Origin of the sequence: Actinomadura roseirufa (assembly GCF_900659635.1) — a bacterium.
Classification (GTDB): Bacteria; Actinomycetota; Actinomycetes; order Streptosporangiales; family Streptosporangiaceae; genus Spirillospora; species Spirillospora roseirufa.
The window spans coordinates 35,018-49,293 of record NZ_CAACVB010000014.1; the positions used below are offsets into that span (position 1 = coordinate 35,018).

Sequence of the window (14,276 nt, forward strand, 5' to 3'; positions counted from 1 at the left end):
TATCAGGACTATCGTGGACGGTTGCCCGAATTTTCCTGATCATGGCGCAATGCGACCGGAAGGATGGACTGAGCGGCGATCCCCTCATGGATCGGTCAAATCACCACTATTGCGGGTAATAAGACCTAACCCGTACCGGGTGTGGCGGCAGGTGGGCTCGCCGAAGCTAGATGAGTGCGGGGCGGGGTCGGGCGGCGGTCAGGGTGCGCAACTCCTGGGCGGCTGGAAGCGTGCGGGCTTTGTCGGGGAGAGAACCGAGGATCTCGCCGACCAGGTGACGTCGCGAGGCGCTGAGAGGCCAGGCTTCGATCGTGGTGACGGCGTGTTCAAGTCCGGCGGCGAATTCACGCGACTTCACGAGGCTGAACGCCCGGAGCATTTCCAGTGTGCTGACCGGGCCCGACATCGTGGTCGAGTGAAGGGCCCGAGCCTGATCCAGCGCACCCGTGGCGGCCCGTGTGTCGCCGAGCGCGATGAGCACGTGCGCCTCGCGCCAATGAAGAGAGGTCGGCCCTAGCAATTGGGGTGACGACAAGCCCGATGTCCTGAGACGCTGACTCTCGATGGCCTTGGCCCTGCTGGACAATGCCGTGCGGGCACCGGCGTGGTCGGATCGCTTCGCGGACGCGTACGCCTGGGCGCCGAGTGCTGAGGCGAGTCCGGGGCTGGGCCTGTTCTCGGCGATCGCCACGGCCTCGGCGGCCAGACGATTGACGAGAGTGTCGGGCCGTCCCGACCACTGGCCTTCGGCGGCTTCCCTTCCGCGTACCCAGACCCGCAGGTCCCGGTCTCCGGAGGCGTCGGCAGCGCGGCGCGCGGTCGCCCATGAGAGGCGCGCGCCCCGCTGCTCACCGACGTCGCCGAGGTCGATGGCCAGCAGGCTGGAGAGACCGGCGCTGACGCGAAGGAGCCCGAGATGGGCGGAGTCGTTGCGGTGGCGCTTGAGAAGGTCGCCGACCGCGACGAGATCGGCGGTGAGCGGATTGATCAACGCTCCGGCGTGACGGGCGGTGAGGAGTTGTCCGTGCTCGTGGACGACGGCTTCCCATTCGTCGAGGTCGAGGGGATTTCCCAGAGCGTCGTCGATTCCGGAAAGAACGGTTTCCAGAGCGCGTGGCGGGATGGCGGTTCCGGCGGCTAAGGCGGTGACGATCTGTAGCGCGGCGCGTCGTTTCACGTCGTCGTCCCTCTGGTCGGGAGTTGGACTCTGATCCACGGTACCGCCCGGTTTGCCGGATGGGGAGGGAGGTCTGAGGGCCGCCAGTGATCCATTCGCGTTGAGGATCTCGTCGAACCGGGCCGCCATCTTCTCCGACGGTCTCAGCAGCCCTCGTGCGACGCGCGATACGTATCCGTCGTCGCAGGGGACGAGGTCGGCCATCTGGCGCTGGCTGATCTTCTGTTCGGTCAGGAGTTCGCGGAGCTTCTCGCCGAAGGTCATCATTAGATCATCCCGATTTGTTCGAAGTTGTCCCGTGCCGTCCTCGACTGTGGTGTGGCACGTCGCCGCCCTTTGGCCATTGTGGACGTTCTTTCGCGGGTCATGCAGGCTTTTGACGAAGGCAAAGCATGGGATGATCCGGTCGGCCGGAAGGATGTCCGGTTATGGCGAATGGTTCGATTTTCCTTGTCAGGCTTCGTCGTGGGAGCCGGTCATCAGTTCGGCGAGGTCCTCGGGTGCGAGGAAGGAGGGCGGGGGCGGGGGTCCCCAGGCGTAGAGGCTCTTCTCCCCGGCCACGACTCTCGGCTCCCAGATCTGGTCGTCCAGGATGCAGTCCAGGTCGGAGTAGTACTCGGAGTAGTTGCCGGCCGGGTCGCGCAGGTACCAGAAGAAGTTCGACCCGATGTGGTGCCGGCCCAGACCCCAGGTGTGCCGCTCCGGGTGGTCTTCCAGCATCGCGGTCGCTCCGCGGCCGACCTCGTCCACGTCGTCGACCTCCCAGGACGTGTGGTGCAGGAAGGTGACCGGGGCCTGCTGGACGAGCACGTTGTGGTGATCGGTGGAGCAGCGCATGAAGGACGCGAGGCCGGGCGCCTCGTCGCTGACCTTGAACCCGAGCCCCTCGGTGAAGAACCGCTGTGTCGCGGCCTGGTCGGCGGAACCGAAGACCACATGACCGAGCTTTCGAGGACGGACGCGATCCGTCCTTTCGATGCCCGGCGCCCTCACGTTGGGCCGGGACAGTACGCCGGGGCCGTTGTAAGGGGGAGTGGGTGTGGGCTCCTGGTGTATCCGGGCCGTCACCGACACGACGACGTCCACTCCGGTGACCGGATCCGCGGTGTGGAGGGTGTCGCCGTCGCGGCGGTTGCCGACGCCGAGGCGGCTCAGCGACGACGTGATCCGGGCGAGGTCGTCGGGGTCGTCCACGCCGACGCCCAGGCTCAGCAGCCGACGTCGGCGACTGTGTCGGATCCGCAGTTGCTCGCCTCCGTCCACCGTGGAGAAGCCGCTCCCAGCGGTGGGCGTGAGCCCGAAGTCCGTGTAGTAGGCGGCGGTCTCCTCGACGTTGGGCACCCCGATGGTGACTCCGGTGAGGCGGTGCAGGCCCATCGCTGGCCTCCTCCTGAGAGTGACGACTCTCCCTAAGAGAATCGATTCTTACCTCAAGAGTATGTTACTTTCGTCCCATGGTGAAGCGTGAGGGCGGTGAGAGCCTGGCCGTGGCCGTGTACGCGCGGCTGCGGTCGGCGATTCTCGACACCGGTGAACTCGTCCCGGGGGAGCGGCTCCGGCCCGCGGAGCTCAGCGGCCGGTACGGGGTCAGCCTGAGCGTCGTCCGGGAGGCGCTCGGACTCCTGGCCGCCAAGGGCCTCGTGCGCATCGAGCGCAACCGCGGCTTCCGGGTCACCCCGCTGTCGCCGGAGGTCCTCGCCGACCTCACCGAGGCCCGGGTCATCAATGAGGGCGCGGCGCTGAGACTGTCGGTGGAGCGCGGGGACGTCGCCTGGGAGTCGGAGGTCCTGGCGGCACACCACCGGCTGGCCGGTCAGCCGCTTTTCCTGGACGGCGACCCGCCGCCGCGCAATGGGGAATGGGCTCGCGCGCACATCGAGTTCCACCACGTCCTGATCAAGGCGTGCGGCAACTCCGTCCTGCTGGACATCTGCTCGCGGCTGTCCGATACCGCCGAGTTGTACCGGGCCTGGTCCGCCGCCGGGACCCGCGAGGTGCGACGCGACGTCGCCGCGGAGCACAAGGGGCTGCTCGACGCCGCTCTGGCGCGTGACGCCGACCTGGCGGCCCGGCGGTTCGAGGAGCACGTGACCCGGACCCGGCGGATCCTCACCGAGTTCGGCCTCCCCAACAGCGGTGCCGAGTCCGCCGCCCGTACGGCTACCCCATGAACCCGACCCTTGAGAAGGCCGCGCACCACGGCCGTGTTTCCGCAGAACTCCCCACTTTATGACGGAGGTTTCACATGTCCGCACAGCACAACGAAGGCGAGCCGCGGGAGAACGCCGCTCCGGTCGTTTTCACTGATGCCGAGGCCCCGAGCGACAGCGGTCGTCCTGGACGCCGCTACGTCATCCGGGGCGGGGCCGTCATGTCGATGGACCCCGGTGTGGGCGACTTCGAGGCCGCCGATGTCCTGGTGGAGGGCAAGAAGATCGTCGCGGTCGGGCTCCGCGTCGAGGCGTCCGGCGCGGACGTGATCGACGCGCGCGGACGCATCGTCATGCCCGGCTTCGTGGACACGCACCACCACCTGTTCGAGACCGCGCTGCGCTCTTTCCTTCCCAACGGCCTGCTGTTCAACGACGGCTCCGGCTCACCGAGCGCGGACCCTTCGTACTATGAGTACATCTTGCAGCGGTTCGCTCCCGCCTATCGTCCGCGGGACGTGTACCTCGGCTCCCTGTTCGGGGGGCTCGCCCAGCTCGACGCCGGTGTCACCTCCGTGCTCGACGTCTCCCAGATCCACCACTCTCCTGAGCACACCGACGCGGCCGTCCAGGCGCTCCTCGACACCGGGCGCCGCTCCGCGTTCGGCTACTTCGAAGGCGACGGCCGTGACGAGGCCCGCTACCCACAGGACGCCTACCGCGTCCGGAAACAGTGGTTCTCGTCGGACGACCAGCTGGTGACCATGGTCATGGGCGGCGAGCTGTACCACGGTGAGGACGTCTACACCCGCTCCTGGAACATCGCCCGCGAACTGGACCTGCAGATCGCCGCGCACGCCGTGCCGGGGGCGGGGCTACAGCCGATCATCGACGACATCGCCCGCGGCACCGGCGGGACGACCAACGACATCGGTTTCGGTCCTGACGTGCTGTTCATCCACATGACCGAGATGTCCGACCTCACCTGGCGGCGGGCTCGCGACGCCGGGGTGCGGGTCTCGGTCGCCGTCCCGATCGAGATGGCCATGCGCCACGGCACGCCGCCCCTTCTCAAGCTGCAGGAACTCGGCATGGAGCCGTCCCTCAGCTCCGATGTCGAGACCACCATGGCCCCCGACGCCTTCACCCTCATGCGCTCAGCGATGACAATGCAGCGCATGCTCGTCAACCAGAGGGTCCTCGCGCAGGGCGGCACCACGTTCCCCGAGGACTGGCCGACGCCCGCTGTTGGCACTCCGCCGCTGCTCACCGCCCGCGACGTGCTCCGCTATGCCACCGTCAACGGTGCCGAGCACCTCCGGCTGGACGGGAGGACCGGCTCCCTCACCCCGGGCAAGGAGGCCGACATCGTCCTGCTCGATGCCACGGCGCCCAACGTGACCCCCCTGAACAACGTCCCGGGGGCCGTCGTGACGCTCATGGACCGGACGAACGTCGAGACGGTGATCGTCGCGGGCAGGATCCGCAAATGGAAGGGGCACCTGCTCGACGCGGACCTCGGCCGCCTGCGTCACGAACTGGAGGACTCGCGCGACCACCTGTTCCACGCGGCGGGCGTGCGACAGAACCTGTTCGCCTAGGAGTTCCCCGGCACCGGTCCGCCCGACGGCGCAAGCCTGCCGAGCGGACCGGTGTTCGTGCCTTGCAGGGTGGTCAGGGGGCGGTGGCTCCTACTGGGAGCAGGGTGGGGATCGCCTGGTTGTGACGGTCGACCCAGCTGGTCAGGGCCGTGCGGCAGGCGTGGTCCAGGTGCCGGACCCCGGCGAGGTCCAGTTCGAGGGGCCGGTGCCGGGGCAGGGCGTCCAGGGTGTCGATGATCTGCGGGAGGCGCAGGAAGGTGGCGTTGCCCGCGAGCGTGACGCGGATCGGGTCATCGGGGACGGCGTCCTCGTCCGCGCCGTGGACCTCGATGTGGAGGTGCGAGGTGTCCCAGGCGGACTTGACCACGGCCAGCAGCAGGCCGAGCAGGACCCCCTCGAACAGGTTGAGCGCCACCACCGCCACCGCGGTGGCGGCCAGGATGACCGCCTCGCCCCGGTGCTCGCGCCACAGCGGGCGGAGCTGGGCGAGGGGGACGAGCTTCCAGCCGGCGAAGACGAGCACGCCCGCGAGGGCCGCGAGCGGGATGACCTTCAGGACGGCCGGGAACAGCGCGGCGAACAGCAGCAGCCAGACGCCGTGCAGGACGCGGGACGCCTTCGTCCGCGCACCCGCCTGGACGTTGGCGGAGCTCCGCACGATCACCGCGGTCATCGGCAGCGCGCCCAAGGCGCCGCACACAGTGTTGCCGATGCCCTGGGCCATGAGCTCCTTGTCGTAGTCGGTGCGCGGGCCGTCGTGCATGCGGTCCACGGCGGCGGCGCTGAACAGGCTCTCGGCGGACGAGATGAGCGCGAACGCCACGACGGTGCCCACCACGCCGACCTCGGTGAGGCGGGCCAGATCCGCGCCGTGCGGCGGCTGGATCGAGCCGAGGAGCCCCTCGACGCGGAGCTTGGCGACCGGCAGGTCCAGCAGGGCCGACGCGATCGTCGCGACCGCGACGGCCGCGAGCGGCGCCGGGAGCGTGCGGACCCGGCGGGGCATGCGCGGCCAGCCGACCAGGACCGCGATCGTCGCGACGCCGATGCCGAGGGCGGACAGCGCGGTGGACGATCCGGCGCTGTCCAGGAGCAGGTCCGGAAGGCCGGTGAGCTTGGCGACGCCCGATCCGGGGGCCTTCGCGCCGGCCATCGCGTAGAGCTGCCCGGCGATGATGGTGAGGCCGATGCCCGCGAGCATGCCCTCGACGACCGCGACCGAGATCGCCCGGAACCAGCGGCCCATCCGCAGCGCGCCGAGCAGGATCTGAACGAGGCCCGCCGCCAGGACCAGCGCGCCGAGGACGCTGAGGCCGTACTCCTGGACGGCCTCGTAGACCAGGACGGTCAGTCCGGCGGCCGGGCCGCTGACCTGCAGGCTGCTGCCGGGGAGCAGCCCGACGACGAGCCCGCCGACGATGCCGGTGACCAGTCCGAGCCCGGCGGGGACCCCGGAGGCGACGGCCACTCCCGCGCACAGGGGCAACGCGACGAGGAAGACCACCAGTGAGGCGGATATCTCGCCCCGCCAGACTCGGGGCGACCGCAAGTTTGTGGGGAGCATCAGATCCTCACTAAAGGGGAAGGAAGGCGTCGGTGCCCGGCCGGTGCACGAGGACTGATCCAGTGTGGACCTCGTAGTACCAGGCGTGCAGGGTGATCTGGCCGTCGTCGACGCGCCGCCGCACGCCGGGGTAGCCGCGCAGCCGCTCCAGCTGCGCGAGCGCATGGCTCTGCGCCGCCTCGGCGTGGTCCGCGCCGGCCGCCTGCGCGCGGACGGTCGCCGGCGGCTCGCCGCCGACCTCGGCCAGCCATCCGCGGACGGCGGGCGCGGCGCGCAGGTCACCGGCGCCGAGCAGCGCGCCGACGGCGCCGCAGTGAGAGTGACCGCAGACGACGATGTCGGCGACGCCGAGCACCTCGACGGCGAACTCGATGGTGGCGACCTCACCGGCGGGACGGTCCAGGCGGTACGGGGGCACGATGTTCCCCGCCGTGCGCAGCTCGAACAGCTCGCCCGGACGGGCCCCGGTGAACAGCGACGGGATCACCCGCGAGTCCGAGCAGCTGATGAACAGCGCCAGCGGCGACTGTCCCGCGGCCAGTTCGCGGAAATCCTCGCCGCGCCGGGTGGCGTGCTCGCGGAACGAGCGCGCGTGGTCAATGAAAGTACGCATGCGGAACACACACCTCGAAGAACCGCCGATTCATCGGCGGGAATCAGGGACGGAGTCGGCTGTGAAGGGATCGGACGCGCTCGGTCAGAGCGCATGCGCGTCGACGGATTCGTCGAACGTCCGATAATGCCGCTGCCCTTTCTCGGGGCAGGGTGTCATCCGAGAAGAATGTCGGATATCAGAGGTTGAATCTCAGCAGCGGAAGACCTGCAAAAGCGCGCGGACCTGCCCCGCGGCCGGTCCACCGAAGGCGTCCAGGAAACCGCGGAATCGGCGTGGCAGGGTACTGGCCCCCACGGCGCGCCGCAGGGCGGAGGACGAGGAGGCGTCGGGCGTCCTGACCAGATGAGAGCCAGAAACCCTGCTGGTCAGCCTGATGGCGAGGTGCTCAGGGGCCCTCCGCCCGGCGTGCTCCTGACCGCAGTCGTCGTCGGAGGGGGCGGCGTCGACCTTCCGGGGATTCTCCGCGAGCGCCAGTGCCATGGCCGGCGCCGCGGATTGACCGGATTTCATCGGCTGCAGACAGGTGCCGGACAACAGGTACAGACAACCACATATTGTGGCGACACAAAGAGCGACAGCACTCTGGAATGACCTGTGCCGAACCACTCTCGGTGGCCTCCGTCCCGTCTCGCGCGGTTCCCCTGGCTGCTCGTGACGCTCGATTCACCAGACTACATGGAATCGGCGGGAGGTGGCGGAACGAACTTGTGACCGTCCGCTCACCCGGAAGCGGCGCCCGCCTTCGGGGTGACCGTCGTTTGGAGATCACATGAGAATTATTCAATTCTCGCGACGAGAGGGACAAGTATGTGAGTCATGCAGGTAAAGGCTGGTTGTCGGAGTGCGCCGGGTCCGTACGCCCAGATCACGCGTGTCGTGAGCCGGACGCACGGCGTTCCGGCGCGGTGGCGGAACTGGATGCGCCGCTCTGACGGGTGGGGGAGTCAGGCGCGCCAGGGCATGTGCTGGAGAGTCCAGGTGTTGCCGTCGGGGTCGGTGAACCAGGCGTAGAGGACGCCCCCGTGGTCCTCCACGGGGGCCACGTCCGCGCCGCGCTCGATGAGGTCCCTCCGGGCCCGCTCGATGTCGGCGACGACAAGGTGCAGGCCGCGCAGCGCGCCCGCCGGCATGTCCAGGCCCGCGAGGCCCTCGGTCAGCGTGATCGAGCAGGCCGAGCCGGGCGGGGTGAGCTGGACGACCCGGACGCCGTCCGCGGGACGCACGTCCACGTCGGCGTGGAACCCGAGGCCGGTGTAGAACGCCTTGGCCCGGTCGATGTCGGCGACGGGCAGCGGCACGAGTTCGAGCAGGAACGCTCCGGGGCGCACGGGCAGCACTGGGCCCTTCTCGGTGGCGGAGGCGTGGTCGGGCTCGGTCATGGGCGGTGTCCTTTCCAGGGCGCGGTCGATCGGACGTGGTGGTGGAGCAGGGAGTCGAGCCGGTCGAAAGCCTCGCCCAGGCCGCGTCGCATGGGGCTGCGGAGCATGCCGTCGCGGATCTCGCGGGTGGGGTAGCGCACCGTGGTGGTCACCGCCGTGCGGCCGTCCCGCTCGTCGAAGACCGTGGTGACCCGCGCCTCGCCCTCGTCCCAGCCGTCGTAGATCTCGCTCTGCACCAGCCTGGCGGGGGCATCGACCTCGATGTAGGCGCCCCCGTGGCCCAGCTCCGCGCCGCCCGGGCCGCGGGAGACGAAACGCCAGGCGCCGCCCGGACGCAGGTCGATCTCGCAGACGACGAGGTGCCAGCCGCGGGCGCCGTGCCACTGCCGCAGCAGGTCCGGCCGGGTGAACGCGTCGAACACCGTGCGGCGGGACGCGGCGAAGGTCCGGGCGAGGACGATCTCGGTGTCGGACGGCGCCGCGACCACCAGGCCCGCGCCGGGCGGCGGCCGCGCCGTCATGAGCCGTCCCGCTCGTCGAGCCGCGCGAGCAGGTCGTCGAGCCGCCGGTAGCTCTCCTCCCAGTACTCGCGGAAGTCGGCGAGCCAGTCGAGGGCGTCCCGGAGCGGGCGGGCCTCCAGCCGGCACGGCCGGCGCTGCGCGTCACGGCCGCGCGAGACCAGGCCGGCGCGCTCCAGCACGCGCAGGTGCTTGGACACGCCCGGCTGGCTCATGGCGAACGGCGCGGCCAGCTCGCCGACCGTCGCCTCGCCCTCGGTCAGCCGGGCGAGGATCGCCCGCCGGGTGGGGTCGGCCAGCGCGGCGAACGTCGCGTCCAGGGTGCTGGTGTCCACGAGATCAACCTTCCGGTTCTATAACCAGATGGTTTTGTATTCGGGCGGACGCTCGCCTGTCAAGCGGCGGGCCGGGTGAACGGTCCGGCCGGCGCCCGGTGCTTTGCAGGACGGGTTCCTCGATTCACGATGGGCTGGAGACGGCCGCTCATACGCGGCGGCCGGTGGCCGGGGGACCGGGTGATCCGCATGGTCGGGAACGTGGTGGTCGTCGGAGCGGGCGTCTACGGCGCGGCGGTGAGCGAGTCGCTGACGCGGCGGGGCGCCCGGGTCGTGGTCGTGGACGCCGGGGCGCCCGCCGGAGGCACGTCCGGCGCGACCTTCTCCTGGACGAACTCCTGCGGCAAGCAGCCGCGCGCCTACCACGACCTGAACGTCGCCGGCATGGAGGCCCACCGCAGGCTGGCGGACGATGCGCCCGGGGGCGGCTGGTACCACGAGGGCGGCAACCTCGAATGGGCCGACGGCGAGGCCGGCCGCGCGGAGCTGCGCGCGAAGGTCGCCAGGGTGCTGGAGTACGGCTACGAGGCGCGCCTGCTCGGCCGCGCGGACGTCCCGGCCCTCGAACCGGACCTCGATCCCACCGGGCTCCCCGACGAGATCGCCTACTTTCCGCGCGAGGGCTGGGTCGAGCCGGTCCCGCTGGTCGGGCATCTGCTGGCCCGCGCGACGTCCGGCGGCGCCGAGGTGGTGCGGAACGACGCCGTGACCGCGGTCGAGACGGGCGCGGACGGGGTGCGCGGCGTCCGGCTCGCCTCGGGGCGCGGCATCGCCGCGGACGCGGTCGTGAACTGCGCGGGGCCGAGGGCCGCCGAGATCGCCCGGCTCGCCGGGCTCGACCTGCCGATGCGCAACACCCGCGGCGTGCTCGTCTACACCTCGCCGGCGGCGGTGTCGGTGTCGCACGTCGTCCACGCGCCGCGCGTCCACCTGCGCCCGGACGGCGCGGGACGGTTGCTGCTGCACACCCCCGAGGTCGACGCGGCCGTGCGGGTCTCCGACGCCGGAGAGGTCACCGTCGACGAGCCGGCGGTCGAGAAGGTGGTCGAGGCGGGCCGTGCCCTCTACCCGGGCATCCGGGATGTGGAAGTGGAGAGCGTCCGAGTGGGCGAGCGGCCCATTCCGGGTGATGGGCTGCCAGTGCTCGGGCGGGTCGCCGGTCTATCCGGCTTCCATTTCGCGGTCTCGCACAGCGGTGCGACGTTGTGTCTGCACGCCGGTGATCTAGTCGCCGCCGAAGTGCTCGGCGAGGACCGGGACGACGCGCTCGCTCCCTTCCGTTTCGAGCGGTTCTGAGAATGGGACCGTTCTAATGGTGGATGGCGCTGGGCGGGCGGCCATCCGTGGCAAAGGCGGTGCCGAGGTAAAGCGGTGGCGAGGGTGAAAGCGGTGCCGGTGACAAGGGCGGGTGCGGGCAGGTGATGCCGAGTGCGGGGCGATCGCCTGCCATCCGCGAACGGATGGCAGGCGACACGCGTCGTGGCGTCGCCCCGCAACGCCGCCACCACGGTCGAGCACGCGGATCTCCGCGTGCGCCCGGCCCGGGCGTGTGCGGCGCGGGCCCCCGTGGTGCCTGGGGGCACCGTCCGCGCCGTCCACGATGAGCCATCGCGTGCCTGGCTCCCGAGCCGGCGAGTCCTCGTCACTCGGCGGCATTGGTACGGTGAACACGCTAGGGAGCGCCCGCACATTGGCCGTACATTCGCCGTACATTGCCGCTACCTGCGCCGATGTCCGCATCGAGCGGCCGCTTTCCGGATGCCGGAAGGGGCTTATCGCCATGATCTCAGGACGGCCGCCAAGACGGGGCGCGCGAGCGTCTTCAGCGGTCCCTTCGAGCTTGGTACACTGCGAGTGGCATTGGTTGTCTGATCCTCAACTTGATGGCCCCATGGATCTCTGTCCTTCCACCGGAGTCACTGTTGACATCGGGGTTCACCCGGGCTTTGAGAACCTGAACGCGTGCATGACCCGGGCCCCGGAATAGCAGGCGAGGGCATCGTCATGCGGTTCGGCGTTCTCGGACCACTCGTGGCCAGTGATGGCGAGCAGGCCATCGAACTGACGCCGTTGAAGTGGCGGGTACTTCTCGCGATCCTGCTCCGGCAGGCGAACAAACCGGTCTCCAACAGCTCCCTCGTGGACGCGCTGTGGGGCGAGCGGCCGCCCCGGTCCGCGCTGGCGAACCTGCGGATGTACGTCCACCTCCTGCGCCAGGCCCTCGGCACCGACGACCGGATCGCGCGCATCGCCCCCGGCTACGCGCTGACCGTGAACCCCGGCGAGCTGGACGCCCACCGGTTCGTGGACCTCGTCGAGCAGGCCCGCAAGTCCACCGAGAGCGCCGACGTCCTCACCGCCAACACGACCCTGCGCGAGGCGCTCGGGCTCTGGCGCGGCTCCGCCTACGAGGGGCTGGGCGAGTGCGCCCCGCTGCGCGAGGAGGCGGTCCGGCTGGACGAGCTCCGCCTCGCCGCCATCGAGGAGCGCATCTCCACCGACCTCGACCTCGGCCGTCACGACGAGCTAGTGCCCGAACTGCGCGTGCTGACCGCCGAGCACCCCTTCCGCGAGCAGTTCCGCGCCGGGCTGATGCTGGCCCTGTGCCGCTCGGGCCGCCAGGCCGACGCGCTCCAGGTCTACCGGGACACCCGGCAGGTGCTCGACGAGGAGCTGGGCATCGAGCCCGGTCCGCGGCTGCGCCACCTGGAACAGGCGATCCTCGCCAACGACCCGTCGCTGTACGCGCCGGTGCGCGCCGCGGCGACCGGCGGTCTCCCGGTGCCCGGGTCGTCCGCCGCCGGCGGAGTGCGGGCCTGGTCGGCGCCGCAGCACCTGCCGCTGGACGTGTCCGGCTTCAGCGGCCGCGCCGACGAGCTCGCCCGGCTCGGCGGCCTCCTCCCGGAGGTCGGCACCCACCCCGGCACCGTCGTGATCGCGTCGATGTCGGGGATGGCCGGGGTGGGCAAGACGGCACTGGCCGTGCACTGGGCCTACCGGATCCGCGAGCAATTCCCGGACGGCGCCCTGTTCGTGGACCTGCGCGGCTACGACCCGTCCGGCGTCCCGGCCCCGCCCGACGAGGTCCTCGACGGGTTCCTGCGCACGCTGCAGGTCCCGCCCGAGTCGATCCCGTCGCGGCTGGAGGACCGCGCCGCGATGTTCCGCTCCCAGCTCGACCGGCGGCGGATGCTGATCGTCCTGGACAACGCCGCCTCGTCCGCGCAGGTCCGGTGGCTGCTGCCGGGCTCCGGCGACTGCCTGGTCGTGGTGACGAGCCGCAGCAGCCTGTCCGGGCTGGTGGCCAGCACCGGCGCCTACCGGCTGCCCATCGACCTGCTGTCCTCGGCCGAGGCGATGGACCTGCTGCGCGAGGTCCTCGGCTCCGCCCGGATCGACGCCGAGCCCGAGGCCGCCGAGGAACTGCGGCGGCTGTGCACGAACCTGCCGCTGGCGCTGCGGCTTGCCGCCGAGCGCGCCGCGGTGCACGCCCACCTCACGCTCGCCGACCTGACCCGCGAGCTCGCCGACGAGCGCGACCGGCTGGACCTGCTCGCCGCCCCCGATGACGAGAGCACGGCCGTGCGGGCCGCGTTCTCCTGGTCGTACCGGGCGCTGCCCGCGGACGCGGCGCGCGTCTTCCGCCTGCTGGGCCTGCATCCCGGCCCCGACATCTGCCTGTCGGCCGTCGCCGCGCTCACCGGGCTGGAGCGCCAGCAGGTCCGCGGGCTGCTGGACACCCTGACCGACGTCCACCTGGTGCAGGAGACCGCGCGGGAGCGCTACCAGCTGCACGACCTCCTGCGGGTGTACGCCCGCGACGTCGCGCACGCCGACGAGCCGGCCGCGGAACGGGACGCCGCCGTCCGCCGCGTCCTGGAGTGGTACCTGTACACCACCGACCTCGTCGACCGGGTCATCATGCCGGGGCGCCAGCGCGTCCCGCTCGACCCGCCGCGGCCCGAGCTGCGGCTGTCCGAGCCGGGTTCGCTGGCCGACTCGCTGGAATGGTGCGAGGCCGAGCGGATCAACATGGTGGCGGCGATCCGGCACGCCGCGCAGATCGGCTGGCACGACATCGCCTGGAAGCTCCCCTACACGCTGTGGAGCTACTTCAACGTGCGCAGCCGGTGGACCGACTGGATCACCACGCACGACCTCGGGCTCGCCGCCGCCCGGCAGGCCGACGACGCCTTCGCCGAATGTCACCTGCTGGCCAGCCTCGGCAACGCCTACCGCGACGTCCACCGCGTCGACGAGGCCTTCGACCGGTTCGAGAAGGCCATCACGATCGCCCGTCGCATCGGGGAGCGCTGGATCGAGGCGGGGGCGCGCACGCTGCGCAGCGTCGCCCACCGCAACCTCGGGCAGTTCGGCATGGCCATCGACGACTGCCGCGCCGCGCAGGAGATCTACGACTCCATCGACGACCGGTGGGGCGAGGCGTGGGTGCTCTACCAGCTCGGGGAGATCTTCGAGAAGATCCGCCGCTACGACGAGGCCGTCGAGCACTGCACGCGGGCCCTGGCCCTGTTCGAGAGCGTCGGCGACCACTGGGGCCGCGGCCGGACGCTGTGGATGCTCGGCCAGACCTACCACGGCCTCGGCCGCCTCGACGAGTCCGCCGACTACTCCCACCGCGCGCTGGTCACCGCCCGGGAGATGGGCAACCGCAACGGCGAGGCGTTCGCCCTGTTCATCCTGGGCGAGCTGAAGGACGACACCGGCGACCGCGAGTCCGCGCGGCGGCTGTGGGAGCAGGCCCTCGCCCTCTTCGAGGAACTCGGCAACCCGCAGGCGGCCAAGGTCCGCGCGCGAATGGCCGGGGCTTAGCCGCGGCACGGCACCTCGTCGGTGTACCGCGGCGCCGCCGGGCCGGTGCCGGTTTCCCGGGCCTGGGCGCTGGCCGATTCGGGACACGGCCATGTCGGATTTC

The 14,276-nt window shown here is 70.9% G+C and carries 12 protein-coding genes; 4 read left to right on the top strand and 8 right to left on the bottom strand.

Annotated features, from left to right (window positions below):
• Positions 1-166 precede the first annotated feature (166 nt).
• Positions 167-1,441, bottom strand: a complete 1,275-nt coding sequence (locus tag E1291_RS05140; protein WP_242613957.1) for a helix-turn-helix domain-containing protein — start codon at positions 1,439-1,441, stop codon at positions 167-169.
• Positions 1,442-1,630: 189 nt separating this feature from the next.
• The gene (locus E1291_RS05145) at positions 1,631-2,554 is read right to left on the bottom strand and encodes a VOC family protein (RefSeq protein WP_131736393.1); all 924 of its coding nucleotides are present in this window, start codon (positions 2,552-2,554) and stop codon (positions 1,631-1,633) included.
• A gap of 77 nt (positions 2,555-2,631) precedes the next feature.
• Between E1291_RS05145 and E1291_RS05150 the strand changes: the two genes are divergently transcribed.
• On the top strand, positions 2,632-3,348 hold the full coding sequence (locus E1291_RS05150) for a GntR family transcriptional regulator (RefSeq protein WP_131736395.1): 717 nt from the start codon (positions 2,632-2,634) through the stop codon (positions 3,346-3,348).
• Between the two features lie 74 nt (positions 3,349-3,422).
• On the top strand, positions 3,423-4,928 hold the full coding sequence (locus tag E1291_RS05155; RefSeq protein ID WP_131736397.1) for an amidohydrolase family protein: 1,506 nt from the start codon (positions 3,423-3,425) through the stop codon (positions 4,926-4,928).
• Positions 4,929-5,001: 73 nt separating this feature from the next.
• On the opposite strand, the gene E1291_RS05160 is transcribed toward E1291_RS05155, so the two are convergent.
• The 6 genes from E1291_RS05160 to E1291_RS05185 form a co-directional block, all read right to left on the bottom strand.
• Positions 5,002-6,492 (bottom strand): SulP family inorganic anion transporter, encoded by a 1,491-nt coding sequence (locus E1291_RS05160; RefSeq protein WP_131736399.1) that lies wholly within the window; start codon positions 6,490-6,492, stop codon positions 5,002-5,004.
• A 10-nt stretch (positions 6,493-6,502) separates the two neighbouring features.
• Positions 6,503-7,105: a carbonic anhydrase gene (locus E1291_RS05165; protein ID WP_131736400.1), complete on the bottom strand. Its 603-nt coding sequence runs from the start codon at positions 7,103-7,105 to the stop codon at positions 6,503-6,505.
• A 192-nt stretch (positions 7,106-7,297) separates the two neighbouring features.
• Positions 7,298-7,588 carry a hypothetical protein gene (locus E1291_RS05170; protein WP_131736402.1) on the bottom strand — a complete coding sequence of 97 codons (291 nt, stop codon included), beginning with the start codon at positions 7,586-7,588 and terminating at the stop codon, positions 7,298-7,300.
• A gap of 464 nt (positions 7,589-8,052) precedes the next feature.
• Entirely contained in the window at positions 8,053-8,487 is a 435-nt protein-coding gene (locus E1291_RS05175; RefSeq protein ID WP_131736403.1) for a VOC family protein, read from the bottom strand.
• Positions 8,484-9,008 carry an SRPBCC family protein gene (locus E1291_RS05180; protein ID WP_131736405.1) on the bottom strand — a complete coding sequence of 175 codons (525 nt, stop codon included), beginning with the start codon at positions 9,006-9,008 and terminating at the stop codon, positions 8,484-8,486. Before E1291_RS05180 ends, E1291_RS05175 begins: the two co-directional genes overlap by 4 nt.
• Positions 9,005-9,340, bottom strand: a complete 336-nt coding sequence (locus tag E1291_RS05185; protein WP_131736407.1) for an ArsR/SmtB family transcription factor — start codon at positions 9,338-9,340, stop codon at positions 9,005-9,007. Before E1291_RS05185 ends, E1291_RS05180 begins: the two co-directional genes overlap by 4 nt.
• Before the next feature lie 189 nt (positions 9,341-9,529).
• On the opposite strand from E1291_RS05185, the gene E1291_RS05190 reads away from it, so the two are divergent.
• Together E1291_RS05190 and E1291_RS05195 are read left to right on the top strand one after the other, a co-directional pair.
• On the top strand, positions 9,530-10,636 hold the full coding sequence (locus E1291_RS05190; RefSeq protein ID WP_131736409.1) for an NAD(P)/FAD-dependent oxidoreductase: 1,107 nt from the start codon (positions 9,530-9,532) through the stop codon (positions 10,634-10,636).
• 735 nt (positions 10,637-11,371) lie between these two features.
• Positions 11,372-14,173, top strand: a complete 2,802-nt coding sequence (locus E1291_RS05195; RefSeq protein ID WP_165494969.1) for an AfsR/SARP family transcriptional regulator — start codon at positions 11,372-11,374, stop codon at positions 14,171-14,173.
• The last annotated feature ends 103 nt before the right edge of the window (positions 14,174-14,276 follow it).

What these genes read in the sequence shown, in the direction of transcription:
- E1291_RS05140 (WP_242613957.1), bottom strand. Translation starts at nt 1,441, where the DNA reads ATGACCTTCGGCGAGAAGCTCCGCGAACTCCTGACCGAACAGAAGATC.
- E1291_RS05145 (WP_131736393.1), bottom strand. Translation starts at nt 2,554, where the DNA reads ATGGGCCTGCACCGCCTCACCGGAGTCACCATCGGGGTGCCCAACGTC.
- E1291_RS05150 (WP_131736395.1), top strand. Translation starts at nt 2,632, where the DNA reads ATGGTGAAGCGTGAGGGCGGTGAGAGCCTGGCCGTGGCCGTGTACGCG.
- E1291_RS05155 (WP_131736397.1), top strand. Translation starts at nt 3,423, where the DNA reads ATGTCCGCACAGCACAACGAAGGCGAGCCGCGGGAGAACGCCGCTCCG.
- E1291_RS05160 (WP_131736399.1), bottom strand. Translation starts at nt 6,492, where the DNA reads ATGCTCCCCACAAACTTGCGGTCGCCCCGAGTCTGGCGGGGCGAGATA.
- E1291_RS05165 (WP_131736400.1), bottom strand. Translation starts at nt 7,105, where the DNA reads ATGCGTACTTTCATTGACCACGCGCGCTCGTTCCGCGAGCACGCCACC.
- E1291_RS05170 (WP_131736402.1), bottom strand. Translation starts at nt 7,588, where the DNA reads ATGGCACTGGCGCTCGCGGAGAATCCCCGGAAGGTCGACGCCGCCCCC.
- E1291_RS05175 (WP_131736403.1), bottom strand. Translation starts at nt 8,487, where the DNA reads ATGACCGAGCCCGACCACGCCTCCGCCACCGAGAAGGGCCCAGTGCTG.
- E1291_RS05180 (WP_131736405.1), bottom strand. Translation starts at nt 9,008, where the DNA reads ATGACGGCGCGGCCGCCGCCCGGCGCGGGCCTGGTGGTCGCGGCGCCG.
- E1291_RS05190 (WP_131736409.1), top strand. Translation starts at nt 9,530, where the DNA reads ATGGTCGGGAACGTGGTGGTCGTCGGAGCGGGCGTCTACGGCGCGGCG.